The organism is Rhabdothermincola sediminis (assembly GCF_014805525.1).
Classification (GTDB): Bacteria; Actinomycetota; Acidimicrobiia; order Acidimicrobiales; family Acidimicrobilacustridaceae; genus Rhabdothermincola; species Rhabdothermincola sediminis.
This window is the reverse complement of sequence record NZ_JACFSZ010000005.1, coordinates 128,408-155,399: the sequence shown is the minus strand read 5'-3', so window position 1 is coordinate 155,399 and position 26,992 is coordinate 128,408. Positions and strand designations below refer to the sequence as shown.

Here is a 26,992-nt window from a genome sequence, read left to right as displayed (position 1 = left end):
TGCCAGAGCACGCGCTCGACCTGCCAGAACGCTCGTGGGGTCAGAGGCGCAGGGGGTCGACCTCGATCCGCAGACGCCCGGCGGGACGGGGGGTGGCCGCCAGCGCATCGAGCAGCGGCCCGTGATCCGGCGCCCGGAGCAGCCAGCGCCCGTCGCTCGGGCCGAGGATCTCGACCCCGAGCGGCTGGCCGAACGCCTCCATGAACGCGGGCGCGCTCGGCCCCGACACGACCGCCATCGCGCTGACGGGCGGGAAGCCGAGTGCCCGCCGGCGGGCGGCCTCGGCCTCCGACACCCGGGTGGGATCGCCGTGCAGAGCGGCCTCGATCACCTCGTGGCGGGGCATTCGGGTCTGCACCAGGACCCGCCCCCCGGATCCCCGCCCGCCGACCAGGCGGGCTGCCAGCACGAGCAGCGACAGTGCTTCCTCGGCGGCCCGATAGCGCGGAGCGAGCAGCTCCTGGTCGAAATCGAGGAAGGCCACCAGCACGGCGGTGTCGATCCGGTGCAGCACGGCTTCGGTGCCCACGAAGAACCTGGCGTCCGGCAGGCTACGGCCAGCCGTCGACGCGGTCACGTCCACCACCGGTTCACGCACCAGTGCCTCGAGCTCCTCGCGGACCCGGGACACGCCAGCCCGGAGGTTCCTGAACGCCCCGGCACCGCAGGACAGGCACACTGCAGGCCGGCGGGACCCACACTGGCCGCAGACCAGCTCTCCCGAATCGTCCTGCACGACTGCTGCCCGGCACCGCTCGCAGGTCGCGATCGCGCCGCACGAGGCGCATGCCAGCAGGCGGGAGCGTCCCTTGCGGTTCACGACGCACACCACCCGGCCCGTATCCGGCAGGACTCGCACGAAGCGCTCGGAGAACAGGCTGCGCCGGGCCGGATCGTCTCCGCGCCGATCGACCACGTCGAGCACCGGCCAACCGGCGCGCTCGGTGGCCCGGGACGGGCGCAGCACGCTTCCCATCGCCTGCGCTTCCAGCGTGGGGGTGGGCGACACGACCACGCATGGGACGCCAGCTCGACGGGCCCGCTCGACCGCCACGTCCCGGGCGTGCCAAGTCGGCGCCTGCTCCTGCTGCCAGCTCTCATCGTGCTCGTCCACCACCACGACCGCCGACAGGTCGACGACCGGCGCCCACGCGGCGGCCCGGGTGCCCACCACCGTTGCGCCGTCCCGAGCTCGGGCCCACTCGTGAGGCATCACCGCCACCGACGCACCTGCTCGCCGGAGGCGCAGCCCGAGATGGCGGGCACTCGACGCGCCGGGCACGAGGATCAGGGCGTGGCCGGTGCCCGCGGCGGCCAGGGCCACCGGATAGAGGTCGGTGGCCGGTGGCAGGCGCAGCACCGTCACCCCTCGCCCAGCCCGCAGCGCCTCAGCGACCAGTTCGTCGGTGACCGCCGGCAGCGGGTGACCGGCCGGGTGGGATGCCGGCAGGTGCGGCACCGCCCGCTCCGGCGACGCGGTACGCAGGAACGACGCCAGGCGGCCTGCCCATCGCCAGGCGGCCCAGCGGGCGAGCTCGATCACCTCAGGCTGCGGGCCCCAGCCCGTGACCTTCGCGAGCGGTTTCAGCGCCAGCCCCGGGGGAGGCTCGACGTCGTCGGCAACCACCCAGCCACCGACCCGGCGCCCGTGCAGTGCGATCCGCACCATCGTGCCGACGCGCACCTGGTCCTCGACCGTCTCGGGGACCAGGTAGTCGAAGGTCTTGTCGATCGCCGGGACGTCGGGCAGCACCCGTACCACCCGGGCCACGGCTGAGGGCGGTGGTCAGAGACCGAGCGCCGACTGCAGGTCGCTCACCCGGTTCGTCTGCTCCCAGGTGAACTCCTCCCCCGTCCGGCCGAAGTGCCCGTAGGCCGCGGTCCGGCGGAAGATGGGGCGACGCAGGTCGAGGTCGCGGATGATGGCGGCAGGCCGCAGGTCGAACACCTCCTGCACCGCGTCGCTGATCTTGGCCGGGTCGACGGCTTCGGTCCCGAAGGTCTCGACCATGACCGAGATGGGTCGGGCCATCCCGATCGCGTACGCCACCTGGATCTCGCAGCGGCGGGCCGCGCCGGAGGCCACGACGTTCTTCGCCACCCACCGGGCCGCGTACGCCGCCGACCGGTCGACCTTCGACGGGTCCTTGCCCGAGAACGCGCCGCCACCATGGCGAGCCATGCCACCGTAGGTGTCGACGATGATCTTGCGACCGGTGAGGCCGGCGTCGCCCACCGGGCCACCGATGACGAAGCGGCCGGTCGGGTTGACGTGGACCGCATAGTCGTCGTCGGCGAACTGCGGGGGGATCACCGGGCGGATCACGTGCTCGATGAGATCGGGCTTGATCACCTCGTCGCGGTCGACGCCGTCGTTGTGCTGGGTCGAGATGAGCACGGTCTGCAAGCGCGTGGGCTTGCCGTCGACGTACTCGAAGGTGACCTGGGTCTTGCCGTCCGGACGCAGGTAGGGGACGGTGCCGGCCTTGCGAACCTCCGCCAGGCGCTCCGCCATGCGGTGCGCGAGGTGGATGGGCAGGGGCATCAGCACGTCGGTCTCGTCGCAGGCATAGCCGAACATCATCCCCTGGTCGCCTGCCCCCTGCTTGTTGAGGAGGTCCTCGCCGCTGATCCCGCTGCGGACCTCCTCGGAGTCGTCGACGCCCTGCGCGATGTCGGGCGACTGCTCGTCGAGGGCGACCATCACCCCGACCGTCGAGCCGTCGTAGCCGTAGGACTCCCGGTTGTAGCCGATGTCGTTGATGGTCGAGCGCACGATGCCGGGGATGTCGACCCATGCCTTGGTGGTGATCTCGCCCGCCACGATGGCCAGCCCGGTGGTCACCAGCGTCTCGCAGGCCACCCGGCTCTGCGGATCCTCCGCCAGCAGCGCGTCGAGGATGGAGTCCGAGATCTGGTCGGCCATCTTGTCGGGGTGGCCCTCGGTGACGGACTCCGAGGTGAAGGTCCAGCTGGTCACGAAACGCTCCTGTTCTGGGCCGACGCCAACGACAGGCGGCGGCGGTGTATCACGGTCAAGGGCTCTCCGAGGGCCGGGGCGGGCGGGCCACCCGCGCCGCCACGACCGCGTCGAGCACGGCTCGGGCGACCGAGCGCTTGTCGGTCAGCGCTCCATCATGCTCGATCCCGGCAGCCGAGAGGATCACCACCTGGTTGGTGTCGTGCTCGAAGCCTGCTCCCGGCGCAGAGACGTCGTTGGCCACGATGAGATCGAGGCCCTTTCGCACCAGCTTGTTCCGGGCGTTGGCCAGTACGTCGTCGGTCTCCGCGGCGAACCCAACCAGGATCTGGCCCTCCGGCTTGCGCTGGCCGAGGTCGACCAGGAAGTCGTGGGTGGGCTCGAGCACGATCCGTGGCGGCTCCGCCCCCTTCTTGATCTTGCGCGGGGCGATCTCGGCGGGCCGGAAGTCGGCCACCGCGGCAGCCATAACGATCACGTCCTGGTCGGCGGCTCGGGGCATGACCGCGGCCTGCATGTCGGCTGCGCTCGAGACCCTGACCACCTCCGCCCCGGGGGGTGCAGGCCGGTCGGTGGTGGTGACGAGGGTGACCTTGGCCCCCCGGGCGGCCGCTTCCGCGGCGATGGCATGGCCCTGCTTGCCCGACGAGCGGTTGGTGATCACCCGCACCGGATCGATGGCCTCGCGGGTCCCGCCGGCGGTGACCAGCACCCGCCAGCCTTCCATGTCCTTCGGCGCCAGCACCCGCTCGACCACATCCACGATCACTTCGGGCTCCGCCAGCCGCCCCACCCCGACGTCGCCGCCCGCCAGCCGACCCTCCCCGGGCGGCACGATGGTGACCCCCCGCTGCGCGAGCACGGCGAGGTTGTGCTGGACCGCGGCGTGCTCCCACATCTCGGTGTGCATCGCCGGGCACACCACCACGGGGGCCCGGGTGGCGAGCAGCGTGGCGGTCAGCAGGTCGTCGGAGATGCCGGCCGCGTAGGCACCGATCAGCCGGGCGGTGGCCGGGCAGACGAGGACGAGATCCGCCATCTGACCCAGACGGGTGTGCGGGATGGGGTCGCGCTCGTCCCACAGGGAGGTTTGGGCGGGCTCGGACGCCAGCGCGGAGAAGCTGGTCTCACCGATGAACCGGGTCGCTCCCTCGGTGAGCACGGGGGCGACGTGCGCGCCCGCGTCGACCAGCCGACGGCAGACCTCGAGAGCCTTGTAGGCCGCGATGCCGCCGGTGACACCGAGGACGATGGTGCGCCCGGCCAGCATGTCGGGACCAGGAGGGCGGGCCCGCCTACTCGGCGGGTGCGGCCTCGGTGTCGGCCTCGGTCTCGTCCGGCAGGGGCTCGGCCGTGATCTTGTCCGCGGCGATCTCCTCGAAGGCGATGGAAAGCGGCTTCCGGGCGACCGAGGTGACCTGCGGAGGAATGCTCGCGCCGAGCCCCTCACCCAGTTGACCGAAGTACGAGTTGATCTGCCGAGCGCGCAACGCCGCCAGGGTGACGAGCTTGAACTTCGAGTCGACCTTGGACATGAGGTCCTCGATGCGAGGGGTCATCATGGAGTCGTGGACCTGCGCCATGGCGTCTCCCGTTCGTGCAGGCGGGCGTAGAGCGACTGATGATCCTAGCAGCAGGCGCCCCACCAGGGCTCCGTGCCCCGGAGGCCGTGATCACGGTGCCAGGCCCGGCCGGCCACCCGCCCGGGCCTGGCGGATCAGTTCTTCGAGCCGGGCCACGGTGTCCTCGAGGCGGTCGTTGACCACCTCGATCGCCCCCAGGCGACGGGCGACGGCGATCTCCTCGCCGGCCTTGGCCAGCCGGCGCTCGACCTGATCGGGCGAGTCGCCACGCCCGATCAGCCGAGCTGCCTGCTCCTCGGGGGAAGGGGCGACCAGCAGCACCAGCAGGGCCTCGGGCGAGCGGGCCCGCACCTGCTCCGCCCCCTGCACGTCGATCTCGAGCACCAGGTCGTGGCCCGCAGGCAGCTCATCGGGCACCGGCGTGCCGTAGAGATGGCCGAGGAACTCGGCATGCTCGAGGAACCCGCCCTCGGCCACCCGGCGGCGGAAGGTGGGCTCGTCCACGAAGACGTAGGCATCCGCGGGCTCGCCGGGCCGGCGGGGCCGGGTCGTCCAGGACCGGCTCAACCACAGCGCAGGGTCGCGCTCGACGAGCTTGCGCACCACGGTGCCCTTGCCGACGCCGCCGGGGCCCGAGACGACGATGATCATGACGCGGCGGCGACGGATCAGGCGCCGAAGGCTTCGATCAGCGCCTCGCGTTGCTTGTCACCCAGGCCACGCACGCGGCGGGACTCGTCGATGCCGATGTGCTCCATCGTCCGACGTGCCTTGACCTTCCCCACCCCGGGGAGCGACTCCAGGACCGCGAGCACCTTCATCCTCCCGATCGTCTCGTCGTGTTCCCCCTGCGCGAGCACGTCGCGGAGGGTGATCGAGCCCATCTTGAGCTTCTCCTTGAGCTCGGCCCGGGCCCGGCGCACTTCAGCTGCCTTGGCCAGCGCGGCCTGCCGTTGTTCATCGGAGAGTGACGGTGGGAGCGGCATGGGAGCGACCCTAGCGCGACGCACCCAGCACCTCCGCGGCGACCGCCGCCGCGGTCGCGGGCGGATCGTCCGCCTGGGTCACGGCCCGTCCGATCACGAGGAGGTCGGCGCCGGCGGCGATCGCCCCGGCGGGCGTGGCCGAGCGAACCTGGTCGTGCGCGGGCGTGCCGGCAAGGCGGATCCCGGGAACGACCGCCTTCAGGCGCGGGGCCAGCTCCTTGGCGTCACGGACGTCGCTGGCCGCGCAGACGATCCCCCCGCAGCCCGATTCGACCGCCAGCGCGATGCGGTGCGGGACCACGTGCGGTGGGGCCGAGTCGTCACTGGTCAGCACCGTCACGGCCAGCGCGTCCGGGGCCGGCAGGCCCGCGGCGGCAGCTCCTTCGTGCAGGCCTTCGACCCCGGCGCGCAGCATGGGGACGTCGCCCCGGGCATGCAGGGTCAGGTAGCGGGCGCCGAGGGATCCGAGCACCCGGGCCGCCTTGTGGACGGTGGTCGGGATGTCGAGCAGCTTGAGGTCGACGAAGACCTCGAACCCTGCATCCGCCAGGCTCCCGATGGCCTCCGGTCCCGCGGCGCTGTACAGCTCGAGGCCGATCTTGGCCACGCCGAACCAGGGCCGTAGGAGCTGACCGAGGCGCTGGGCCTCGACCAGGTCGTCGACGTCGAGGGCCAGGGCGAGGCGTGCCCGCACCTGGTCGTCCGCACCGTCGGGCATCCACTCGGGGTTCGGGTCAGCTCCCATGTGCTCCTCCGATCAACTCTCGTACCGCGCTCACCCCGCGCTGCTCGCACCACGCCACCAGCTCCGCCAGGACCGCTCCCGGCGCTCGCGGATCGGCGAACGTCGAGGTGCCCACCTGCACCGCCGAGGCGCCAGCCAGGAGCAGCTCGACGGCATCCGTGCCCGTCGCCACGCCACCCACACCGACGATCGGCAGGTCCGGAATCGCGGCATGCACGTCGAAGACGGCACGCACGGCCACGGGGTGGATGGCTGGCCCCGAGAGCCCTCCCCCGCCACCGCCCAACCGGGGGCGCCGCGTCTCGGGATCGATGCTCATGGCGGGCAGGGTGTTGATGAGCGTCACCGCCTCGGCGCCGGCTTCGCGAACCGACGCCGCGATCGGCACGAGGCTGGTCACGCTGGCGGTGAGCTTGGCCCACCGCGGACGGCCGCACGCCCTGCTGGCCCGGACCGCGGCCGCGGCCGCCGAAGCGCTCTGGGCGAACATCTCGGTCCCAGCTGACGGAGCCCCGTCCGGGTGGTGGTGCAGGTTCGGGCAGGACAGGTTGACCTCCACGGCCACCACCTCGGGCGGTGCGTCCGCCAAGGCCTCTGCTGCCGCCGCGTAGTCCTCGACCGTGCGCCCCCAGATGCTGACCACCACGTCGGCACCGGTGGCGAGCAACGGCGGCAGCTCGCACGCCAGCCACTGCGCCACGCCGGGGCCCTGGAGACCCACGCTGTTGATCATCCCCGCCGTGGTCTCGTGCACCCGCGGCGGGGGGTTGCCGGGCCAGGGGTCGGCCGACAGCGACTTCACCACCACCGCCCCCAGCGTCGCCAGGTCGACGTAGCTCGCCAGCTCGTCGCCGTGGCCGGCCGTGCCCGATGCGGTCATCACCGGGTTGCGCAGCGCCACCGACCCCACCGTGGTGGACAGATCCACCGGCCGGACGCCGGTCTCCCGACCCGAACGGGCTCGTCTCTGCCGGCCGGGGAGGCTCGCGGAACCTCGGTGGCGATGAGTCGGGGTCATAGGGGCAGGCTCAGCTGGTCGTCCGCCGAGCCTCGGTGGTACTCCTGCAGGCTGTGAACCCGCACCTCGTGGTGAGCCCAGTCCGCGATGCCGTTGGCCGCCGCCAGGCCCGCTGCGCCGGTGGTCAGCAGCGGCACCCCGTGCGCCCCCGCCGCGGCCCGGATGTGGGCACCGTCGGCGCGGGGCCCGCGACCGCGGGGGCTGTTGATCACCAGGTCCACCTTGCCGCTGGCGATCAGCTCGACGGCGTCGTGACCGTTCGGGTCGCCGAGCTTCGCCACCACCGTGGCGACCTCGATGCCGTGCTCCTCCAAGAACGCCGCGGTGCCCGACGTGGCCGCGATCGAGAAGCCCATCTCGACGAAGCGCTCCGCGGCACGCACCCCGACGGGTTTGTCGCGGTCGGCGAGCGAGAGGAACACCGTGCCGCCCTCGGGCAACCGGGTACCGGCCGCGAGCTGGCTCTTGACGAAGGCCAGACCGAACGTGGCGTCGATGCCCATGACCTCCCCGGTCGAGCGCATCTCCGGCCCGAGCACGGCGTCGACCTCCGGGAATCGGCTCCAGGGGAGCACCGCCTCCTTGACCGCGAAGTGACCTCCCGGAGCGGGATCGACGAGCAGGCCCTCCCGCCGCAGCTCGGCCAGTGTGGTACCGAGCATGACCCTGGCGGCGATCTTGGCCAGTGGCACACCGGTGGCCTTGGCCACGAACGGCACGGTGCGCGACGCCCTGGGGTTGGCCTCGATGACGAACACCTGGTTGGCCTTCACCGCGTACTGGACGTTGATGAGGCCGCGAACGTCGAGCGCGTCGGCGATCCGCGCGGTGTAGTCCTCGAGGACCGCGAGGGTCTCGGCCGACAGCGAGTGCGGGGGCATCGTGCAGGCGCTGTCACCGCTGTGGACGCCAGCTTCCTCCACGTGCTCCATCACCCCGCCGATGAGGAAGCCGCCGGCGTGGTCCCGGACGGCGTCGACGTCGACCTCGGTGGCGTCTTCGAGGAAGCGGTCGACGAGCACGGGTCGCTCGGCCGACAGGCCACCCTCCCGGCCAAGGCTGCCGAAGCCCGCCAGCTCCTCCATCGCCCGCCGCAGGCCCTCGTCGTCGTAGACGATCTCCATGGCCCGGCCCCCCAGCACGTAGGAGGGCCGGACCAGCACCGGGTAGCCCACCCGCTCGACGACCGCGAGCGCCTGGTCGAAGGACGTGGCCGTCCCACCCGCCGGCTGGGGGATCTCGAGCTGAGCGCACAGGGCGTTCCAGCGCTCCCGGTCCTCCGCCACGTCGATGGACGCCGGGCTGGTGCCACGAACGAGCTCAGGCGGCAGGGTGTTCGCCAGCTTGAGCGGGGTCTGCCCACCGAGGCTCACCACCACCCCCACCGGCCGCTCGGCCTCGATCACGTTCATGACGTCCTCGTGGGTGAGCGGCTCGAAGTACAAGCGGTCGCTGCTGTCGTAATCGGTGGAGACCGTCTCGGGATTGCAGTTCACCATGATGGTCTCGTAGCCGGCGTCGCGGAGGGCGAAGCTGGCGTGCACGCAGCAGTAGTCGAACTCGATGCCCTGACCGATGCGGTTGGGACCGGACCCGAGGATCATCACCTTGGGCCGGTCGCTCTCGCGAACCTCGTCTTCGTCCTCATAGGTGGAGTAGTGGTACGGGGTGTCGGCAGCGAACTCCGCACCGCAGGTATCGACGGTCTTGAACGTCGGTGCAACCCCGAGGGCGAGGCGGCGGGCCCGCACCTGTGCCTCCTCCACGCCCCACAGGTAGGCGAGCTGCGCGTCGGAGAACCCGAGCCGCTTCGCTCGGCGCCAGTCCGCCTTCGTCAGGGCCTCGAACCCCACCTGCGCGAGGTGGGCTCGCTCCTCCACGATGAGCAGCATCTGGTCGAGGAACCAAGGGTCGACCTTGGTGGCCTCGTGCACCCGCTCGACGCTGACCCCCCGGCGTAACAGCGCCTCGAGCTGGAAGGGCCGGTCGGGGGTGGCGATCGCCGCCTGCTCGAGCAGCTCCGCCTCGCTGAGCGCGTCGAGGAGCCGCTCTGCCGGGTCGCAGTTCAGTCCGAAGCGCCCCTGCTCGAGCGAGCGCAGCCCCTTCTGGAGGGACTCGGGGAAGGTGCGGCCGATCGCCATGGCTTCACCCACGGACTGCATCTGCGTGCCCAGCACGCCTGGGGTGTCGGGGAACTTCTCGAACGCCCAGCGCGGGATCTTCGTGACCACGTAGTCGATGGTGGGCTCGAAGCTGGCGGGTGTCTTGCGGGTGATGTCGTTGGGGATCTCGTCGAGCGTGTAGCCCACCGCCAGCCGGGCGGCGATCTTGGCGATCGGGAAGCCGGTGGCCTTGGAGGCCAGCGCCGAGGACCGGCTCACCCTAGGGTTCATCTCGATGATGACCATGTCGCCGTTGGAGGGGTCGAGGGCGAACTGCACGTTCGAACCGCCGGTCTCCACACCCACCCGACGGATGCAGGCGAACGCCGCGTCGCGCATGGCCTGGTACTCCACGTCGGAGAGCGTCTGAGCGGGCGCGACGGTGATCGAGTCACCGGTGTGCACGCCCATCGGATCGAGGTTCTCGATCGAGCAGACGATCACGCAGTTGTCCGCCCGATCGCGCATCACCTCCAGCTCGTATTCCTTCCAGCCGGCGATGGACTTCTCGATCAGGATCTCCGAGATCGGGCTCGCCTCCAGACCCCGCCGGGCGATGGTGCGGAACTGCTCCGGGGTGCCCGCGATGCCCGTACCCCTCCCGCCCAGGATGAACGCCGGTCGCACCACCACCGGCAGGCCGATGCGCTCGACCACCTCCATCGCCTCGTCGAGGGTGTGGGCGATGCCCGATGCCGGCGTGGCGAGGCCGATCTCCCCCATCGCGACCTTGAACCGCTCGCGGTCCTCCGCGGTTTCGATGGCCTCGGCGTTCGCACCGATCAGCTCGACGCCGAAGTCGTCGAGCACGCCGCCCTGGGCGAGCTCCATGGCCAGGTTCAGCGCCGTCTGGCCCCCGAGCGTCGGCAGCACGGCGTCCGGGCGCTCGCGCTCGATGATCCTGGCCAGGATGCCCGCGTCGAGTGGCTCGACGTACGTGGCGTCCGCGAAGTCGGGGTCGGTCATGATCGTCGCCGGGTTCGAGTTGGCGAGCACCACCCGGTAGCCCTCGTCCCGGAGCACCCGGCAGGCCTGCGTCCCCGAGTAGTCGAACTCGCAGGCCTGGCCGATCACGATCGGTCCCGAGCCGATCACCATGATGGTCTCGAGGTCATCCCGGCGCGGCACTAGCGGTGCTCCTCCATCAGCTCGTCGAACAGCGCGAACAGGTACCTGGCGTCGTGCGGGCCCGGACCGGCTTCCGGGTGGTACTGCACCCCGAACGCCGGCACGTCCCGGACCCGGATGCCCTCCACGACGCCATCGTTGAGGTTCCGGTGGGTGACGTCCGCCACCGATGCGATCGAGTCCTCGTCGACCGCGTAGTTGTGGTTCTGGCTCGTGATCTCCACCGCACCCGTACGCAGCCGGCGAACCGGGTGGTTCCCGCCGTGGTGGCCGAAGGGCAACTTGTAGGTGCGACCACCGATCGCGGTGGCGAGCAACTGGTGGCCCAGGCAGATCCCGAAGATCGGCAGCTTCCCGAGAAGCTCGCCCACACTGCCGGCCACACCGGCCACGGCCGAGGGGTCACCCGGACCGTTCGAGAGGAACACCCCGTCCGGGGCGCGCTCGAGCACCGCCTCGGCCGGGGTGGAGGCGGGGACCACCTCGACCGTGGCGATCTCCCCGAGGTGCCGCAGGATCGTGGTCTTGATGCCGAGGTCGTAGGCAACGACCCGCTTCGACCGGCTCCCCCGGGCGGCGCTCGGCGATGAGAAGGTGTACGGCTCCGCACAGGTGACCTCGCGCACGAGGTCCCGCCCGTCGGTGCCCGGCTCCTCCGCCGCCGCCCGGGCCAGGGTAGCCTGGTCCGCGGTGCCGAAGGCACCGGGCATCGCGCCCGCCTCGCGGATGTGGCGAGTGAGCCGCCGGGTGTCGATCCCGGCGATCCCGGCGATCCCGTTCCGGCGGAGGAAGCCGTCGAGATCGTCATCGCTGCGCCAGTTGCTGCGACGGCGAGCCAGGTCCCGGATGACCACGCCTCGGCAGTGCGGGCGGCGGGACTCGTTGTCGTGCTCGGCCACGCCGTAGTTGCCGATGTGGGGGTAGGTGAAGGTGATGATCTGCCCGGCGTAGGACGGGTCGGTGATCACCTCCTGGTAGCCCGTGAGCACGGTGTTGAACACCACCTCCCCGCCGGTGACACCGGATGGTGGTTGGGCCCCGATAGCTTCGCCTTCGAAGGTCGTGCCGTCCGCGAGCACCAGGAGCGCCTCCTGCACGGTCATCGTTGTGCCTCCCCCTCCACCACGACCGGCTCGCCCCACAGCACGGTGTGGCGCACCTTCCCGGTGAGGGTGCGGCCGGCATACGGGTTGTTGCGGCTCCGGGAGGCGCTGCGAGCGGGATCGACCACCCACGATGCCCCGGTGTCGATCACGCAGAGGTTCGCCGGCCGGCCCACCGCGACCGGCCCGCCGTGGGAGTCGGCGATGCCGGCGATGGCCGCTGGTTGCCATGACAGGAGCGCGAGCACCCGCTCGATCGGCAGCTCCAGCTCGGTCAGCGCCAGCGCGAGCGCCGTCTCGAGGCCGACCATGCCGCAGGGAGCTTCGTCGAAGGGAGCTTCCTTCGTCTCCTGCGTGTGGGGCGCGTGGTCGGTGGCGATGGCGTCGATCGTCCCGTCGCCGAGGCCCCGCTTGACCGCGGCCACATCGCCGTCGGTACGCAGGGGTGGGTTGACCTTGAAGACCGGGTCGTAGCCCGCGAGCGCGGCGTGGGTGAGGGTGAAGTGATGGGGGCATGCCTCGGCGGTGACGGGTAGGCCCTTGGCCTTCGCAGCGCGCACGAGCTCCACCGATCCCGCGGTCGAGAGGTGCTGGAAGTGCATCCGGGCACCGGTCAGCTCGACCAGGGCCAGATCGCGGCTCACCATCAGCTCCTCGGCCTGAGCGGGGATGCCCGGGATCCCGAGCCGCGACGACCACGCGCCTTCGTGCATGTGGCCGCCTCGGGAGAGTGACTCGACCTCGCAGTGCTGGGCCAGCGTCACGTCGAGACCGCTCGCGTACTCGAGCGCCCTGCGCATCAGGCGCTCGTCCTGCACCCCGCGCCCGTCGTCGGTGAACAGGCGCACCCCGAGCGCGGCCATCTCCCCCATCGGCGCCAGTTGCTCCCCCTCGCGGCCCACCGTGATGGCCCCGGCGGTGAACACCTCGCACAGGCCCCGCTTGCCGAGATCGAGCACCTGGGAGACGACCGCAGCGTTGTCGACCGTGGGCTCGGTGTTGGGCATGGCCACCACGGCGGTGAATCCGCCGAGAGCGGCCGCCCGGGAGCCGGACTCGACCGTCTCGGCCTCCTCCCTGCCCGGCTCCCGCAGGTGCGTGTGGAGATCAACCAGCCCGGGGGCCACGACGCACCCGGTGGCGTCGAGCACCTGGGCTCCGCCGGGCTCGATGCTCGGGTCCACGGCCAGGATCCGCCCGTCGGCGCCCACGGCGATGTCGGCCGGTCGCTCGCCCTCCCGATCGACCACCCGACCGCCGGTGACCACCAGCACAGCCGCCTCAGCCACGATCGACTCCTTCCAGCTGGGTGCCCGAGCCGAGCAGCAGGAACAGCACGGCCATGCGCACGGCCACGCCGTTGCGGACCTGATCCACCATCACCGCGTTGGGTAGGTCGGCGACCTCGGCCGCGATCTCCACCCCGCGGTTCATGGGCCCCGGATGCATGACGATGGCGTCCGCGCCCAGGTGCTCGGCTCGCCGGGGGGTGAGCCCGTAGCGGGCGGTGTACTCGCGCAGTGACGGGAGCAAGGCCTCTCGCTGGCGCTCGAGCTGCATGCGAAGCAGGTAGACGACGTCGACCTTGGAGAGCGTCTCGTCGAGATCGTGTTCGACGGTCACCGGCCATCCCTCGAGGCTCGGTGGTAACAACGTGGGGGGCGCCACCAGGACCACCTCGGCGCCGAGCATCGTGAACGCGAGCACGTCGCTGCGCGCCACCCGGCTGTGCTTGATGTCGCCGACGATCGCGATGCGCCGCCCCTGGAGGGAGCCGAGCCGCCGGCGGATCGTGTAGCAGTCGAGTAGGGCCTGGGTCGGGTGCTCGTGCCATCCGTCGCCGGCGTTGACGATCACCGAGGACGCCCACCGGGCGATCTGCCACGGGACGCCCGCACTGGCGTGCCGCACGACGATGGCGTCCACCCCCATGGCTTCGATCGTCTGCACGGTGTCGCGCACGGACTCGCCCTTCTTCACCGACGACGTGCCCACGCTGAAGGTCATCGTGTCCGCGCCCAGACGCTTCGCCGCGGTCTCGAACGACAGCCGGGTTCGGGTCGAGTCCTCGTAGAAAAGTGAGACCACCGTCTTGCCTCGCAGCGCCGGGACCTTCGGGATCGCCCGCTCGCTGACCTCGACGAAGGAATCGGTGAGCCGCAGGATCTCCTCGATGCCCTGGGCCCCCAGATCGGCCACCGAGAGCAGGTGGCTCACTTCACCATCTCCCCGAGCTCGACCGAGTCGGCTCCCACGTCGACGACCTCATCGCGCCGGGTGGGCAGGTTCTTGCCGACGAAGTCCGGGCGGATGGGCAACTCCCGATGACCCCGGTCCACCATCACCGCCAGCTGGACCGCGCGGGCTCGGCCGTAGTCGGTCAGCGCGTCGAGCGCGGCGCGGATCGTCCGGCCGGTGAAGAGCACGTCGTCGACCAGCACCACGATCAGCCCGGTGAGGTCGAACGGGATGTCGGTCACCGCCTCGGGCAGCACGGGCCGCAGCCCGATGTCGTCCCGGTAGAAGGCCACGTCGAGGGTGCCGACCGGTACCTCGACGTCCTCGATCCGCTGGAGCGCTCCGGCCAGACGACGAGCGAGCGGCACGCCGCCGGTCTGCAGACCGACGAGCACCACGTCGCCCAGCCCGTGGTTCCGCTCGACGATCTCGTGGGCCATCCGCCAGACCGCCCGCTGGACGTCATCGGCGTCCATGACCTGTTTCCGGGCAACGAAAACGCCCCCGAACGGGGGCGTCAGACGGCGTTCGCGCTCAGCCACACGCGGGCTCCTCCTGTCCGTTCGGGCCTCACCGGACCCGCTTCACGGTCAGGCCGTCATCCTAGCACCGCTTCGGCGCGCCCCGGCACCCCACCGGGCTGTCCGGGTGCCCGAGGGCGCCAGCTCGCGCCACCGTCACGCCGGGCGGGCGTCGGCGGCGATCGTGGCGAGCACCCCGTTCACGAACCGGCCTGACTCCTCGGTGGAGAACCGCTTCGCCAGCTCGACCGCCTCCGAGATCACCGCACCGGTCGGCACGTCGGGCCGGTGGAGCAACTCGAACACGCCGAGACGCAGGACCGCCCGGTCGAGCGCCGGCATCCTGGCGACCGCCCAGCCTCGGGCGTAGGAGGCGATGACCTCGTCCAGCTCGGCCAGATGGTCTCCGACACCCCTCACCAGCTCGGCCGTGAACGCCTCCGGCGGGACCGGCAGCGCCTGCAGCACCACCGCGGGTGGCTGGCCTTTGGACTCGGCTTCGTAGAGCAGCTCGAGTGCCCGCTCGCGCGCCTCGCGGCGGCTCCCGACGCCCCCGCGGTAGGGCGGCTCGCTCACGCCCGGGTGAGGTAATCGCCGGTGCGGGTGTCGACCTTGACCCGGTCGCCGGGGTTCACGAACAGCGGCACCTGCACGACCAGCCCGGTCTCGAGAGTGGCGGGCTTGCGTGCACCGGAGACCCGGTCGCCCTGGATGCCGGGCTCCGTCTCGGCGACGGTGAGCTCCACCGCCGCCGGCAGGTCGACCCCGACGATCTCGCCTCCGTAGAGGTTGAGGATGGCCGCCGAGCCTTCGACCAGGTAGTTCGTGGCGTCGCCGAGAGCGGCCGTGCCCACGTTCATCTGCTCGTAGGTGGTGTTGTCCATGAAGACGTAGTCGTCGCCTTCGCGGTAGAGGAACTGCATCTCCCGCTTGTCGATGATCGCCCGCTCGACCTTCTCCCCGGCCCGGAACGTCCGCTCGAGCACGGCACCGGATCGGACGTTCTTCAGGGTCGTGCGCACGAACGCCCCGCCCTTGCCGGGCTTGACGTGCTGGAACTCGACGACGTCGAACAGCCCGTCATCGAGGTCGAGGGTCATCCCGTTCTTGAGGTCGTTGGTCGTGATGGTGGCCATGGCGTTCCTCGCTACCCGAAGGTGATCGGTCCGTGCGCGTCACACGCTGGTGTGCTTCGGCGAGTGGGTCAGGGGTCGGCAGCCGTCCTCGAGCACCACGACGGTGTCCTCGACGCGGACCCCACCGTGCTCCGGGAGGTACACGCCCGGCTCGACGGTGACGACGTTCGCTGCGTCGAGCGTAGCATCGCTCGTCGCCGCCACCCGGGGTCGCTCGTGGATCTCCAGACCCACCCCGTGCCCGGTGCCGTGCAGGAAGGCATCCGCCCATCCAGCAGCGGAGATCACCGACCGGCAGGCCGCGTCGACCTCGTTGGCGGCCGCCCCGGCCCGCACGGCGTCGACGCCCCGCTGCTGGGCCTCTGTGACTACCTCGAGCATCCGCTGCTGCGTCTCGGAGGGATCGCCCACCGCAACGGTCCGGGTCATGTCGGAGTGGTAGCCGTCGACCAGCGCGCCGAAGTCGAGGACCACCAGGTCACCTTCGGAGATGACCCGATCGGACGGGCGGGCGTGCGGCTTCGCCCCGTTCGGGCCCGAGGCCACGATGGTCTCGAAGGACGGGCCGTCGGCGCCGAGCCGGCGCATCTGGAACTCGAGCTCCGAGGCGAACTCTCGCTCGGTCGGCGCCTCCCCCAGGCGCGCCCGGACGGTCGCCAAGGCCTGATCCGCGATCGCTGCAGCCCGTGAGAGCCTCGCCACCTCCCCGCCGTCCTTGACCGCCCGTAGCTCTTCGACGAGCCCCTCGGTCGGCACCAGCTCCGTGCCCGGGAACCACTCTTGTGCGAAGGCCCGCTGCTGTGCCCAGGTCACGTGGTCGGCTTGCAGGCCGAGCCGGCGCAGGCCGCGGGCCGCACCGGCCATCACCTCCCGCTGCCCGGTACCGGTGACCTCCAGGCGCGCCTCGACCGACGCGGCCCGGAGCTGCTCGGCTGCCTGCTCGCCGTAACGACCGTCGGTCACGACCACCAGCTCATCGCCGGTCACGAGCACCAGCCCGGCCGAGCCCGTGAAGCCGGTCAGGTAGCGCACGTCCACGAGGTTGGTGACCAGCAAGCCGTCACAGCCCAGCTGCTCGAGCCGGGACCGCAGCCGCTCCGAGCGGGACGCGACATCCATGGGAGGCAGCCCGCCCGTCGGGGTCGACTCCGGGAGACTCATCACCGGCCCAGCATGCGGACCATCGCCTCGATGGCCAGCACGTACCCGTCGTCCTTGAACCCCGCGATGGTGCCCACCGCCACCGGGGCGACCACCGAGACGTGCCGCCAGGGCTCCCTGGCGTACGGGTTGGACAGGTGCAGCTCGATCACCGGCCCGTCGAAGGCGGCCAGCGCGTCGTGGATCCCCCAGGCGTAGTGGGTGAACGCCCCGGCGTTGATGACGATGCCGGCACAGCGGCCGCGGGCCCGCTGGATGGCGTCGATGAGATCGCCCTCGTGGTTGGACTGGAGGTGCTCGAGCTCGTAGCCGTGGCGGTCCGCGCACTGCCGAGCCAGGCCGACCAGGGTGTCGAGGGTGGCGGTGCCGTAGTGCCGTGGATCGCGCTCACCCAGCAGGTTCAGGTTGGGTCCGGACAGGAGCAGGATCGTGGGGCGGCTCACGCCGGTTCCTCCCGTCGCTCGCGGATCGCTTCGAACGCCCGGTCCAGCACGGGGCGATCGATGCCGGTGACCGGTTCGACCCCCCTCGGCCCGTCGAGCACGAAGGTCAGCCCCGAGACCGCCTTCTTGTCACGGGCCATCAGCTCGACCAGCTCATCGAGGTCGACTCCCGGTGGCAGCATGCTCGGCAACCCGTACGCGCTCACCACCCGCCGATGCTCGGCCACCCGCTCGTCGTCGATACGGTCCAGAGCCCGGGCCAGTTCGGCCGCGTAGACCAGCCCGATGGCCACCGCTTCGCCGTGCCGGAGGTCGTAATGCCCGGCGGTCTCCAGCGCGTGGGCGAGGGTGTGGCCGTAGTTGAGGACCGCCCGCCTCCCCCCCTCCCGCTCGTCGCTGCCGACCACCTCGGCCTTGATCCGCACGCACGACGCCACCCGCTCGTCGAGCGGAAGCTCGTCGAGGCGGCCACCGCCGAGGAAGTGGTACTTCGCCAGCTCACCCAATCCGCTGCGGTACTCGCGCTCGGGCAGGGTGGCCAGCACCTCGGTGTCGCACAGCACGGCGTGCGGTTGCCAGAACGCGCCGACCAGGTTCTTGCCCTCCGGCAGGTTCACCCCCGTCTTCCCGCCGACCGCGGCGTCGATCTGCGCCAAGAGCGTGGTGGGCACGTGTACCACCGCCACGCCCCGGTGGTACACGGCGGCCGCGAAGCCCGCGGTGTCGGTGACCAGGCCTCCGCCCAGCGCGACCACCGTGTCGGCGCGGGTGAGGCCCCAGCGGCTGAACTCGCGGCACAGCTGCTCGACGGTGGCGAGCGACTTCGCCTCCTCGCCCTGACCCATGAGGAAGACCCGGTGCTCACGACCGGGGTCGACCGCGACCGGGAGCTCGGGCTGGGTGACGATGGCCACCCGACGGCTGCGCTCCGGGATGACCGACGCCAGCGAGGACCGCACGCCCGGACCGACGAGCACCTCGTAGCTGCGGTCGCCCAGCGCCACGGGGACGACGATCACCGCGCGCCCTCCTCCACCGCGGCGATCACCTGCTCGGCCACCTCGTCTGCATCGAGCTGGTCGACGTCGACCACCACATGGGCGGTCTGCTGGTACAGGCCGGAACGCTCTCCGGCCAGCCTGGCCACCATGCCGGCCGGGTCCTCGGCCACGAGGGGGCGGTGATCGCCCGTGCGCGCCCGCTCGGCGAGCAGCGCGGGCTCGGCGCGCAGCCAGACGACCGTGCCGGCGTCCCGCAGCGCGGCCCGGCTGCCGGCGTCGAGCACGGTGCCTCCCGCCGCGGCGATCACCGCCGGCTCCTCGGTGGCGAGCAGGTCGCGCAGCACCTCCGCCTCCACGGCCCGGAACGCCGGCTCGCCGCCTTCGGCGAAGAGCTCGGCGATCGTTCGGCCCGTGCGCGCCTCGACCGCCTCGTCACTGTCGTGGAACGGTCGACCCAGACGCCGCGCCACCAGGCGCCCCACCGTGGTCTTGCCCGCTCCCATCATGCCGATGAGCACCACATGGCTCACGAGCCTGGCTCCGGGAAGGCCTCCCGCTCATCCCAGTTGAGCGGCTCCCCGCCTGCCGCGACGTCGACGACCCGCTCGGTCGCCAGGCGAACCTGTTCGCGGTAGCCGGCCACGTTGCGCTCCAGCTCGCCCAGGCTGTCGCCCCCGAACTTGCGAGTCACCTCGTTCGCCAGGACCAGCGCGGTCATCGTCTCCGCCACCACTCCCATCGCGGGCACGGCGGTCACGTCGGTGCGCTCCTTGAACGACACCGTTTCCGCCTTGGTCGCAGTATCGACGGTCTGCAAGGTGGGGCGGTTCAAGGTGGCCAACGGCTTCATCGCCGCTCGCGCCACGATCAGCTCGCCCGTCGACATGCCGCCCTCGATGCCACCGGCCCTGGTGGTCTGCCGCACGTACGTTCCCGCCTCGCCGTCCCAGGTGATCGCGTCGTGGGCCTCACTGCCCCGCCGGCGAGCGACGTCGAAGCCCTCGCCGATCTCCACCCCCTTCACCGCCTGGATGCTCAGCAGGGCCTGTCCGAGCAGCCCGTCGAGCTTGCGATCCCAGTGGACGTGGCTGCCGAGCCCCACCGGCACGCCGTAGGCGAGGACCTCCACCACTCCGCCGAGGGAGTCGCCGTCGCGCTGGGCGGCTTCGATCGCGGCGATCATCTCCGCCTCAGCTGCCGGGTCGAAGCAGCGCAGGGGCGACGCGTCGACCCGTTCCAGGTCGCCGGGGCCGGGGCGGGCACCCTGGGCGGTCACCGGCCCGAGCTGGATGACGTGTGAGAGGATCTCGATCCCCAGGTGACGCAGGAGCGCCTTGGCCAGGGCCCCTGCGGCGACGCGCGCCGCGGTTTCGCGCGCCGACGCCCGCTCCAGGACGTTGCGGGCGTCGACGAAGTCGTACTTCTGCATGCCGGCGAGATCGGCATGGCCGGGCCGGGGACGGGTGAGCGGCTGGGTGGCGCGGCCGGGCGCGGGCGACATCTCCTCGGTCCACTTGCGCTCCCACTCGCTGTTCGCGATCTCGACGGCCACCGGCGAGCCCAGGGTGAGGCCGTGGCGGATCCCCGCCAGGATGACCAGCTCGTCCTGCTCGAAGCGCATCCTGGGGCCCCGACCGAAGCCCAGCCGGCGGCGTGCCAACTCCGAGGCGATCTCTTCGGCCGTGATGGGCAGGCCCGCCGGGAGACCCTCGACCACCACCACGAGGGCGCGACCGTGGGACTCACCGGCGGTCAGGAAGCGGAGCACCCGCTCAATCTACCGGTGGCCCACCACCCGCTCGAAGCCCGTTGCCCGCTACGCGGGCGAGACCAGTGAGCTGCTCGCCAGCACGGCGATGATGGCGCCCAGCGCGAGGAAGGGCCCGAACGGGATGGGCTGGCTCCTGCGCCGGACGGCCAGCATGACCACGCCGACGATCGCACCGCCGATGAAGCCGAGCAACATGGCCCACAGCACCAGCCCGATCGCCGTCATGGTGCTGCTGCCGAGCCACCCCACGTACAGGCCCATCACCGCGGCCAGCTTCACATCGCCGAAACCCATCCCGCGCGGGTACACGAGGTGCGCGAGCAGCAGGAAGCCGAAGTACATCGCCGCCCCCACCAGCGCGTACCGGATCTGCTCCGCCGCTCCGTCCACGATCGACACCACCGCGACGAGCAGCACCGAGACCGCCAGCGTGGGCAGCACGATGAGGTCGGGCAGCCGGTAGAGCTCGATGTCGATGACCGACACGGTCAACAAGACCGCGAACAGCAGGAGGTAGCCGGCGAGGACGCCTGGCGATGCGTCCTCGAACCGCACGGCCGCCAGGACGAACAGCCCGATCATCAGGACGTGGACCCACAGGTATTTGCCGGTCAGCCGAACGGTCGGGAGCGGGGTGAGCGGGAGCCGGTCCGGCACGCGGTCGATGAGCACGCCGGCGAACCATCCAGCCGGGAGCGCGGCGAGCACGCAGAGCACGAGCCGGGCGATCACGGGCGCTCACCGTACCGGCCACCCACCAGCGGATCGGGGGATCGGTCAGTGCGTGGCCGGGACGGGCGCGCCGGCAGTGAGGAAAGCTGCTCCGGGCGGTCGGCGCGGAGCGAGCGGGATGGGAGGCTCAACCGTTGACCGAACCCAGGAACTTGATGAGCAGTTCGCGGTTGATCGGGTCTTCCTCGTCGTCGACCTCGGCGAGCGCCCGCTCACGCTCTTCCTGGGTGGTCGCCTTCGCGGCCGCGGCGACCGCTTTGGCCGCTCGGGGGCTCAGGTTGGCGAGTTGCCGGGCGATCTCGGCCGCGTCGCCGGGATCGGAGATCCCGTCGCTGCCCACGGTCGTGGGGCTACCGGTGGATTCCTCGGCCGGCTCCGAGTCGGGCGGAGTGGGACCGGCGCCGACGAGGGGCTCGCGCTCGATAACCAGCGCGTCCGGGTCGAAGGGGGTGAACTCCTCGGCTCCGGCCGGCTCCGCCGATGCCAGTCGGTCATCGACCGATCCGATCGCGTCCTCGATCACGACCGTCTCTTCCACCGAAGCGGCGAGCAGGGTCGGAGGCACGCCGACCTCGGCGCCCTCCGGCGCCTCCCCGACGGTCACCAACCCGTCCTCGACGAGTTGCTTGACCGTCCGGCAGGCATCGAGGTCGCTCAACTCGAGTGCTTCAGCCAGGCCGCCGACGGTCGTGCCGCCCCCGACGGCCACGATGGTCGCCCATCGCTCCCGGTCCAGCGTGACCGAATCACCCGGGAGTAGCGCGGCGAGCGAGACCCAGGCGTCGAGGGAGGGCACGACAGCCTCGATCGCCCGCCACTCCTCCAGCATCTTCTCCGCCTCGGCGAGGGTGGCTTCGACCTCTACGGGGTCGGACCGCTCGGCGGGTGCCTCGTCGGCGTCGAAGACGAAGCTGCCGTCCTGGAACCGCAGCAGCTCGAACATCACCTCGACGGCATTCCCGGCGCGAGGGGCGCCGGTGGCGGTGCCGCTCACGATCTGCCCCCCGTCGACCCACACGCTCCCCTCGCCGCGGCTGCCCTCGACCCGGAGACGACCGGTCTTCTTGGTCGACGCCAGCAGGCGCATCACATCAGGAAGGGCAAAGGTCTCGATCGTGCCCTGCAGTGCCACGGTGACCTCCGGGTCGGCGGTTCGGAATCGTTCTCCCATCGGCAGCCGAGCCTTGCGAGTGAAGGGTTCGGCCCGGATCCGCCGGCCGGGCGACCTTAGCGAACCGGGCCACCGAGGGGAACAGGCGACCTGGCCGGCGGGTCGCCAGGAAGCCTCACCCGGCCGCCAGGCGGTCGCGCACCGCAGCGCGCATCGCCTCGAGCGGCGGCGGCTGCCCCGTGAACTGCTCGAACTGCAACGCCGCCTGGTGCACCAGCATGCCGACGCCGTTGACCGCCACCAGGCCCCTGTTCCGGGCCTCGCGCAGCAGCGGCGTCTCCGCTGGCACGTAGATCAGGTCCGCCACCACCTGACCGGGGCGGAGCAGCCCGGTGTCCAGCGGCAGCCCCTGCTGGTCTGCCATCCCCACCGGGGTGGCGTTGACGATCAGGTCCGCGCCGGCCAGCGCAGGTTGATCGGCCGGCACCCCGGCCTCCCCCGCAAGGGCTGCCGCCGCCTGCCCCCGCTCCGCGCTGCGGTTGACGACCAGGACCTTCGCCGCCCCCGCTCGGGCCAGCGCCAGCACCACCGCCCGCGCCGCGCCACCGGCGCCGAGCACCGCGCACACCCGACCGGCAGGCTCGAAGCCCGCCTCCGCTTCGAGGGCCTGCACGAACCCGGCGCCGTCGGTGTTGTGGCCCACCAGCTCCGCCCCGTCGCGGGTCACGCAGTTCACCGCACCGAGGGCCGCCGCCTCGGCGCTGAGCCGGTCGACACAGCCCGCGACCGCCGTCTTGTGGGGCATCGTCACCGACAACCCGTCGATGCCCAGCGCGCGCACCCCGTCGAGAGCCCGGCGATGGTCGCCTCGGGCCACCTCGAAGGCCACGAACACCCAGTCGAGTGCCAGCGCACGGAAGGCCGCGTTGAAGATCACGGGGGACAGCGAGTGCCGGACCGGGTCGCCGATCACCGCAGCCACCCGAGTGGTACCGCTCGGCGACACCTCGACCGGCATCAGAGCAGGCCTCGGGCCCGAGCATCGCGCTGGGCCCGCAGGAAGTCGTCGTAGTCGTCCGTGAAGTAGTGGTGGCCCTCCTCGTCGGTGAGGACGTAGTAGAGCCACGGACCCTCCGCGGGGTTGAGCGCAGCCTCAAGCGACTCCCGGCCGGGAGAGGCGATCGGGGTGGGCGGCAGACCGGGGAACCGCCGGGTGTTGTAGGGGGAGTCGATCTGCAGGTCCGAGCGGGTGAGCTGTTCCTTGTGCTCGCCCAGCGCGTAGAGCACCGTGGCGTCGATGCCGAGCGGCATGCCGGCAGCCAGGCGGTTGTAGATCACCCGGGCGATCTTCGGCTTGTCCTCGGGGACCTTCGCCTCCTCCTCGACCATCGACGCCACGATCACCACCTCGTAGGGTGTGAGCTGCCTGGCACCCGCCACGCCCTCCAGCTTCTGCGTCGCCTGGTCGAGCCCGAGCTCGGAGGCGACCTCCTCGAAGGTCGAGACCATCTGGCGGACCAACTTCTGCTCGTCGAGCTCGTCGCCCTCCTCCACCCGGTAGGTGGCGGGGAACAGCAAGCCCTCGAGGGAGGCTGACGGCGGCTGGTACCTGGAGCGGATATCGGCCAGCGCGACGTCGAGTTCGGCCGCGCTCATCTGGGGGAAGGTCTCGAGGATGCGGGCCCGGATCTCCTGGAGCCAGAAGCCCTCCGGGATGGGGAGCTCGGTGTACTTCGGTGGCAGCGGTCCCGCCTCCAGCCGGCTCACCACGTCACCCATCGCCGATCGCTTCCGCAAACCGTCGTAGAGGCCAGCCCGGAAGGGCCCGGCATCCTTCCATCGCACGTAGTAGCGGAAGACGGTGGCGTTCGTGACGACACCCTCCCGCTCGAGGAGGCTGGCGATCTGCGAGGTCGTGCTGCCTTTCGGGATGGAGATGGTGACCTCCTCACCCGCACCGGCAGGGTCGATCTGGCGCATCAGCCAGATGCCCCCGACCAGCAGCACCAACACAGCGAACGCGCCGATCCCACCGAGTACCCAGGCCACCTTGCGGGCCCGGCTGCTCTCGGGCGGGATCACCACGTACTCGTCGTCGTGCTCGGCCCCGGAGGGCGGGTCGGTCGTCAGGTCGGTCATGTCGAGCGCTCCACCCCGGGTCGCCCGTCGAGCCAGGCCTGCAGGAGCACCGTCGCCGCAGCCTTGTCAACCACCCGCCGGCGGGCCTCGGCTCGCAGGCCTCGCTCGCTCAGCGCACGATCAGCGGTCACCGTGGTCAAGCGTTCATCGTAGGTCTCCACCGGCACCCCGAGCGCCGCGGCCAGCTCGTCGACCTCCTCGAGCACCGCCGCGGCCGCGGGCCCGACCGAGCCGTCGAGCGACAAGGGCAGCCCGACCACGACCCGCTCGGCGCCCGTGTCGGCCACCAGCTGCCCGATCCGCCGGTGATCGCGTGCTCGGTCGCCGGAGCGGGTCAGCACCTCGAGCGGTGAAGCCAGCGTGCCGGTCGGGTCACTCACCGCGACACCGATCCGCTTGGTCCCGAGATCGAGGGCGAGCACCCTCACGGCACGGTGGGCAGCCCGGCCGCGGCGCGGACCTGGGCCAGCGCGGCGTCGAGCGCGGACGGGTCCTTGCCCCCGGCGACCGCCAGCTCCGCGTGCTTGCCGGCACCGCCCTTGATGGTACGGGCCGCCTCGGCGATGAGCTCCGAGGCGTGCAACCCCGAATCGGGTCGCACTGCGGAGACCATCGCCACCCCGCCGCCCTCCGGCGCGCTCCCGAGAACCACGCCTCGGATGCCGGGCTGGTCCCGCACGGCGAGGGCCAGGTCGCGCACCGCGTCGCGGTCGAGCCCGTCGACGCGGGCCACCACGATCCCGTCGACCGCGGTCGCTGCGAGCTCCCCGGCACGTCCCGTCGCCGCCTGGCGTTTGAGAGCCTTGAGCTCGTCCCGGAGCGCCTTGACCTCCGCCACCCGCCGCTCGACGGCCTCGACCAAGTCGTCCGCGGCGACGCCCAGGAGCTGCGCGGCCCGGTTGATGCACGCCTCCTCCCGGCGGAGCCGATCGATGGGGCCGAAGCCGGAGATTGCCTCGATCCGACGGATGTTCGAGCCGATCGAACCCTCCGAGACGATCTTGATCGGTCCGATGTCACCGAGCGCCCGTACGTGGGTGCCGCCACAGAGCTCGGTGGAGTGAGGGCCCGCCTCGAGCACACGCACGATGTCGCCGTACTTCTCACCGAAGAACGCTATGGCACCGACCTGCTCGGCATGCTCCCTGGTCGTCTCGTAGTGGCGGACCGGGTGGTTGGCCAGCACCTCGCGGTTCACGAGGTCCTCCACCCGAGCGATCTCCTCGGCGGAGAGCGCCTCGTAGTGCGAGAAGTCGAACCGGAGCCGATCGGGCGCGACCAACGAGCCCTGCTGCTTGACGTGGTCGCCGAGCACCTCCCGCAGCGCCCAGTGCAGCAGATGGGTGGCGGTGTGGTTGCGGCGGATGGCATCGCGCCGATCGCCGTCGATCGACGCCGTAACCTCCTGTCCCGGGTCGAGCTTCCCCTCGACCACCCGGGCGCGATGGCGGACCAGCCCCGGCGCCCCGTACACGGTGTCGAAAACCTCCGCCCGACCGGTCTCGGAGACGATGGTGCCGGTGTCACCCACCTGGCCACCGGCCTCGGCATAGAAGGGGGTGCGATCGAGAACGATGCTCACCGCTCCGTCGGCGTCATCGAGCACCGCCAGGACCCGGGCCTTGCTCTCGTACTCCTCCCGACCGGTGAACTCGGTCGGACCGAACTGCTCCAGCAGCTCGCTGAACCGCTCCGCCAGCTCGTCGGCGCCCTCCGCCTTGCGAGCCTCCTTCGCCCGGCGGCGCTGCTCGGCCATCTCGGCCGCGAAGCCCTCCTCGTCGACCGTCACACCCCGCTCGGCGGCGATCTCCTGGGTGAGCTCGAGTGGGAAGCCGTGGGTGTCGTGGAGCACGAACGCCACCGAGCCCGGCAGCACGTCGCCCTCACCCAGCTGATCGAGCTGAGCGTCGAGGATCGTGGTGCCTTGCTCGAGGGTCCGGCGAAAGCGCTCCTCCTCGTGCACCACCACGTCGCGCACGAACCCCTGGTTCTTCACCAGCTCTGGGTACGCCTCGCCCATGACCTCAACGGTCGTGTCGACCAGGTCGGGGGCGACGAGCCCCTCGACGCCGAGCAGGTAGGCATGGCGCACGGCACGCCTGATGATGCGACGCAGGACGTATCCACGACCCTCGTTGGACGGGAACACCCCGTCGCTCACCAGGAAGGTGATCGTGCGGGCATGGTCGGCCATGATCCGCAAGCTCACGTCGGCGCGCTCGTCGCTGGCGTACCGATGGCCGGTGAGACGCTCGGCGCACGCCAGCAGTGGCCGCAGCACGTCGGTCTCGAAGACGGTGTCGACCCCCTGCAACAACGCGAGGTTGCGGTCGAAACCCGCGCCGGTGTCGACGTTGCGACTCGGCAGGTCGGTGAGCGACCCGTCGGGTTGCCGGTTGTACTGCATGAACACGAGGTTCCAGAACTCGAGGTACCGCTCCTCGCCGCCGTTGGCCGGACCGCCCTCCGGGCCGTACTCGGGGCCACGGTCGTAGTAGAGCTCGGTGTTCGGCCCGCATGGACCGGGCTGGCCCTTCTGCATCTCCCAGAAGTTGTCAGCCTCGCCGAGGCGCTGTACCCGCTCGGCTGGCAGGCCGATCGTGTGGTGCCAGATCTCCTCGGCCTCGTCGTCGTCGAGGTACACCGTGGCCCAGATGCGGTCACCGTCGAACCCGAGCACCTCGGTCGACAGTTCCCAGGCCAGCTTGATGGCCCCTTCCTTGAAGTAGTCGCCGAAGCTGAAGTTGCCCAGCATCTCGAAGAAGGTGAGGTGCCGGGTCGTGGTTCCGACGATCTCGATGTCGCCCGTGCGCACGCATTTCTGCACCGAGGCCGCCCGGCGATAGGGGGGTGTCTCCTCGCCGAGGAAGTACGGCACGAACTGGTTCATCCCCGCGTTGGTGAACAGCGGCGCGGTCGGGTGGTGCGGGATCAGCCCCGACGACGGCACCGCGGTGTGACCGCGCTCCTCGAAGAAGTCGAGCCAGGCCCGCCGAAGCTGGTTCGCGGTCATGCGGTTCATGATCCGACCAGC

26 protein-coding genes are annotated in these 26,992 nt (G+C 71.3%); all 26 read right to left on the bottom strand.

Translation table 11 applies throughout. The features are described 5' to 3' along the window. Nucleotides 1-40: 40 nt before the first annotated feature. The 26 genes from HZF19_RS05905 to alaS all read right to left on the bottom strand — a co-directional run bounded on the left by HZF19_RS05905 (nucleotide 41) and on the right by alaS (nucleotide 26,980). Nucleotides 41-1,771: a primosomal protein N' family DNA-binding protein gene (locus tag HZF19_RS05905; protein ID WP_208027828.1), complete on the bottom strand. Its 1,731-nt coding sequence runs from the start codon at nucleotides 1,769-1,771 to the stop codon at nucleotides 41-43. Nucleotides 1,772-1,786: 15 nt separating this feature from the next. Continuing rightward, nucleotides 1,787-2,980, bottom strand: coding sequence for a methionine adenosyltransferase (gene metK / locus HZF19_RS05900; protein ID WP_208027827.1), 1,194 nt, complete (start codon nucleotides 2,978-2,980; stop codon nucleotides 1,787-1,789). 55 nt (nucleotides 2,981-3,035) lie between these two features. Further along, nucleotides 3,036-4,250, bottom strand: coding sequence for a bifunctional phosphopantothenoylcysteine decarboxylase/phosphopantothenate--cysteine ligase CoaBC (gene coaBC, locus HZF19_RS05895; protein ID WP_208027826.1), 1,215 nt, complete (start codon nucleotides 4,248-4,250; stop codon nucleotides 3,036-3,038). Between the two features lie 25 nt (nucleotides 4,251-4,275). Continuing rightward, complete coding sequence (gene rpoZ, locus HZF19_RS05890; RefSeq protein WP_208027825.1) at nucleotides 4,276-4,563, bottom strand: DNA-directed RNA polymerase subunit omega; 288 nt, start codon at nucleotides 4,561-4,563, stop codon at nucleotides 4,276-4,278. Between the two features lie 90 nt (nucleotides 4,564-4,653). Further along, nucleotides 4,654-5,214 (bottom strand): guanylate kinase, encoded by a 561-nt coding sequence (locus HZF19_RS05885; protein WP_208027824.1) that lies wholly within the window; start codon nucleotides 5,212-5,214, stop codon nucleotides 4,654-4,656. Nucleotides 5,215-5,231: 17 nt separating this feature from the next. Next, nucleotides 5,232-5,549 carry an integration host factor, actinobacterial type gene (mihF, locus tag HZF19_RS05880; protein ID WP_208027823.1) on the bottom strand — a complete coding sequence of 106 codons (318 nt, stop codon included), beginning with the start codon at nucleotides 5,547-5,549 and terminating at the stop codon, nucleotides 5,232-5,234. A gap of 10 nt (nucleotides 5,550-5,559) precedes the next feature. Further along, nucleotides 5,560-6,294, bottom strand: coding sequence for an orotidine-5'-phosphate decarboxylase (pyrF, locus tag HZF19_RS05875; protein WP_208027822.1), 735 nt, complete (start codon nucleotides 6,292-6,294; stop codon nucleotides 5,560-5,562). Further along, complete coding sequence (locus HZF19_RS05870; RefSeq protein ID WP_307781149.1) at nucleotides 6,284-7,222, bottom strand: dihydroorotate dehydrogenase; 939 nt, start codon at nucleotides 7,220-7,222, stop codon at nucleotides 6,284-6,286. The genes pyrF and HZF19_RS05870 overlap by 11 nt, the downstream gene beginning before the upstream one ends. An 86-nt stretch (nucleotides 7,223-7,308) precedes the next feature. Further along, on the bottom strand, nucleotides 7,309-10,602 hold the full coding sequence (carB, locus tag HZF19_RS05865; protein ID WP_208027820.1) for a carbamoyl-phosphate synthase large subunit: 3,294 nt from the start codon (nucleotides 10,600-10,602) through the stop codon (nucleotides 7,309-7,311). After that, nucleotides 10,602-11,705 carry a glutamine-hydrolyzing carbamoyl-phosphate synthase small subunit gene (gene carA, locus HZF19_RS05860; protein ID WP_208027819.1) on the bottom strand — a complete coding sequence of 368 codons (1,104 nt, stop codon included), beginning with the start codon at nucleotides 11,703-11,705 and terminating at the stop codon, nucleotides 10,602-10,604. Before carA ends, carB begins: the two co-directional genes overlap by 1 nt. Beyond that, nucleotides 11,702-12,994 carry a dihydroorotase gene (locus tag HZF19_RS05855; RefSeq protein ID WP_208027818.1) on the bottom strand — a complete coding sequence of 431 codons (1,293 nt, stop codon included), beginning with the start codon at nucleotides 12,992-12,994 and terminating at the stop codon, nucleotides 11,702-11,704. Before HZF19_RS05855 ends, carA begins: the two co-directional genes overlap by 4 nt. After that, complete coding sequence (locus HZF19_RS05850) at nucleotides 12,987-13,922, bottom strand: aspartate carbamoyltransferase catalytic subunit (protein ID WP_208027817.1); 936 nt, start codon at nucleotides 13,920-13,922, stop codon at nucleotides 12,987-12,989. The genes HZF19_RS05855 and HZF19_RS05850 overlap by 8 nt, the downstream gene beginning before the upstream one ends. Continuing rightward, nucleotides 13,919-14,419, bottom strand: a complete 501-nt coding sequence (pyrR, locus tag HZF19_RS05845; protein ID WP_208027866.1) for a bifunctional pyr operon transcriptional regulator/uracil phosphoribosyltransferase PyrR — start codon at nucleotides 14,417-14,419, stop codon at nucleotides 13,919-13,921. The genes HZF19_RS05850 and pyrR overlap by 4 nt, the downstream gene beginning before the upstream one ends. A gap of 201 nt (nucleotides 14,420-14,620) precedes the next feature. Beyond that, nucleotides 14,621-15,040: a transcription antitermination factor NusB gene (gene nusB / locus HZF19_RS05840; RefSeq protein WP_208027816.1), complete on the bottom strand. Its 420-nt coding sequence runs from the start codon at nucleotides 15,038-15,040 to the stop codon at nucleotides 14,621-14,623. Continuing rightward, nucleotides 15,037-15,600 (bottom strand): elongation factor P, encoded by a 564-nt coding sequence (efp, locus tag HZF19_RS05835; protein ID WP_208027815.1) that lies wholly within the window; start codon nucleotides 15,598-15,600, stop codon nucleotides 15,037-15,039. Before efp ends, nusB begins: the two co-directional genes overlap by 4 nt. A gap of 39 nt (nucleotides 15,601-15,639) precedes the next feature. Next, on the bottom strand, nucleotides 15,640-16,719 hold the full coding sequence (locus HZF19_RS05830) for a M24 family metallopeptidase (RefSeq protein WP_208027814.1): 1,080 nt from the start codon (nucleotides 16,717-16,719) through the stop codon (nucleotides 15,640-15,642). A gap of 41 nt (nucleotides 16,720-16,760) precedes the next feature. Continuing rightward, on the bottom strand, nucleotides 16,761-17,204 hold the full coding sequence (locus tag HZF19_RS05825; RefSeq protein ID WP_208027813.1) for a type II 3-dehydroquinate dehydratase: 444 nt from the start codon (nucleotides 17,202-17,204) through the stop codon (nucleotides 16,761-16,763). Continuing rightward, the gene (locus HZF19_RS05820) at nucleotides 17,201-18,223 is read right to left on the bottom strand and encodes a 3-dehydroquinate synthase family protein (RefSeq protein WP_307781147.1); all 1,023 of its coding nucleotides are present in this window, start codon (nucleotides 18,221-18,223) and stop codon (nucleotides 17,201-17,203) included. Before HZF19_RS05820 ends, HZF19_RS05825 begins: the two co-directional genes overlap by 4 nt. After that, nucleotides 18,220-18,735, bottom strand: a complete 516-nt coding sequence (locus tag HZF19_RS05815; protein WP_208027812.1) for a shikimate kinase — start codon at nucleotides 18,733-18,735, stop codon at nucleotides 18,220-18,222. Before HZF19_RS05815 ends, HZF19_RS05820 begins: the two co-directional genes overlap by 4 nt. Then, a complete protein-coding gene (aroC, locus tag HZF19_RS05810; protein WP_307781146.1) occupies nucleotides 18,732-19,973 on the bottom strand; it encodes a chorismate synthase in 1,242 nt (413 codons plus the stop codon). Before aroC ends, HZF19_RS05815 begins: the two co-directional genes overlap by 4 nt. 48 nt (nucleotides 19,974-20,021) lie before the next feature. Further along, on the bottom strand, nucleotides 20,022-20,708 hold the full coding sequence (locus HZF19_RS05805; protein ID WP_208027811.1) for a prepilin peptidase: 687 nt from the start codon (nucleotides 20,706-20,708) through the stop codon (nucleotides 20,022-20,024). Nucleotides 20,709-20,835: 127 nt separating this feature from the next. Next, nucleotides 20,836-21,879, bottom strand: a complete 1,044-nt coding sequence (locus tag HZF19_RS05800; protein WP_208027810.1) for a DUF4388 domain-containing protein — start codon at nucleotides 21,877-21,879, stop codon at nucleotides 20,836-20,838. A gap of 115 nt (nucleotides 21,880-21,994) precedes the next feature. Continuing rightward, complete coding sequence (locus HZF19_RS05795; protein ID WP_208027809.1) at nucleotides 21,995-22,837, bottom strand: shikimate dehydrogenase; 843 nt, start codon at nucleotides 22,835-22,837, stop codon at nucleotides 21,995-21,997. Next, on the bottom strand, nucleotides 22,837-23,958 hold the full coding sequence (mltG, locus tag HZF19_RS05790) for an endolytic transglycosylase MltG (protein ID WP_208027808.1): 1,122 nt from the start codon (nucleotides 23,956-23,958) through the stop codon (nucleotides 22,837-22,839). Before mltG ends, HZF19_RS05795 begins: the two co-directional genes overlap by 1 nt. Beyond that, nucleotides 23,955-24,386 carry a Holliday junction resolvase RuvX gene (ruvX, locus tag HZF19_RS05785; protein ID WP_208027807.1) on the bottom strand — a complete coding sequence of 144 codons (432 nt, stop codon included), beginning with the start codon at nucleotides 24,384-24,386 and terminating at the stop codon, nucleotides 23,955-23,957. Before ruvX ends, mltG begins: the two co-directional genes overlap by 4 nt. Continuing rightward, complete coding sequence (gene alaS / locus HZF19_RS05780; protein ID WP_208027806.1) at nucleotides 24,383-26,980, bottom strand: alanine--tRNA ligase; 2,598 nt, start codon at nucleotides 26,978-26,980, stop codon at nucleotides 24,383-24,385. Before alaS ends, ruvX begins: the two co-directional genes overlap by 4 nt. Between the last annotated feature and the right edge of the window lie 12 nt (nucleotides 26,981-26,992).

Bases quoted from the DNA above. Each gene is read 5' to 3' on its own strand.
- rpoZ (WP_208027825.1), bottom strand. From the start codon at position 4,563: ATGGCGCAGGTCCACGACTCCATGATGACCCCTCGCATCGAGGACCTC.
- mltG (WP_208027808.1), bottom strand. From the start codon at position 23,958: ATGACCGACCTGACGACCGACCCGCCCTCCGGGGCCGAGCACGACGAC.
- carA (WP_208027819.1), bottom strand. From the start codon at position 11,705: ATGACCGTGCAGGAGGCGCTCCTGGTGCTCGCGGACGGCACGACCTTC.
- HZF19_RS05795 (WP_208027809.1), bottom strand. From the start codon at position 22,837: ATGCCGGTCGAGGTGTCGCCGAGCGGTACCACTCGGGTGGCTGCGGTG.
- coaBC (WP_208027826.1), bottom strand. From the start codon at position 4,250: ATGCTGGCCGGGCGCACCATCGTCCTCGGTGTCACCGGCGGCATCGCG.
- HZF19_RS05800 (WP_208027810.1), bottom strand. From the start codon at position 21,879: ATGGGAGAACGATTCCGAACCGCCGACCCGGAGGTCACCGTGGCACTG.
- HZF19_RS05885 (WP_208027824.1), bottom strand. From the start codon at position 5,214: ATGATCATCGTCGTCTCGGGCCCCGGCGGCGTCGGCAAGGGCACCGTG.
- efp (WP_208027815.1), bottom strand. From the start codon at position 15,600: ATGGCCACCATCACGACCAACGACCTCAAGAACGGGATGACCCTCGAC.
- alaS (WP_208027806.1), bottom strand. From the start codon at position 26,980: ATGAACCGCATGACCGCGAACCAGCTTCGGCGGGCCTGGCTCGACTTC.
- pyrR (WP_208027866.1), bottom strand. From the start codon at position 14,419: ATGGACGCCGATGACGTCCAGCGGGCGGTCTGGCGGATGGCCCACGAG.
- HZF19_RS05830 (WP_208027814.1), bottom strand. From the start codon at position 16,719: ATGGATGTCGCGTCCCGCTCGGAGCGGCTGCGGTCCCGGCTCGAGCAG.
- pyrF (WP_208027822.1), bottom strand. From the start codon at position 6,294: ATGGGAGCTGACCCGAACCCCGAGTGGATGCCCGACGGTGCGGACGAC.
- mihF (WP_208027823.1), bottom strand. From the start codon at position 5,549: ATGCCGCTCCCACCGTCACTCTCCGATGAACAACGGCAGGCCGCGCTG.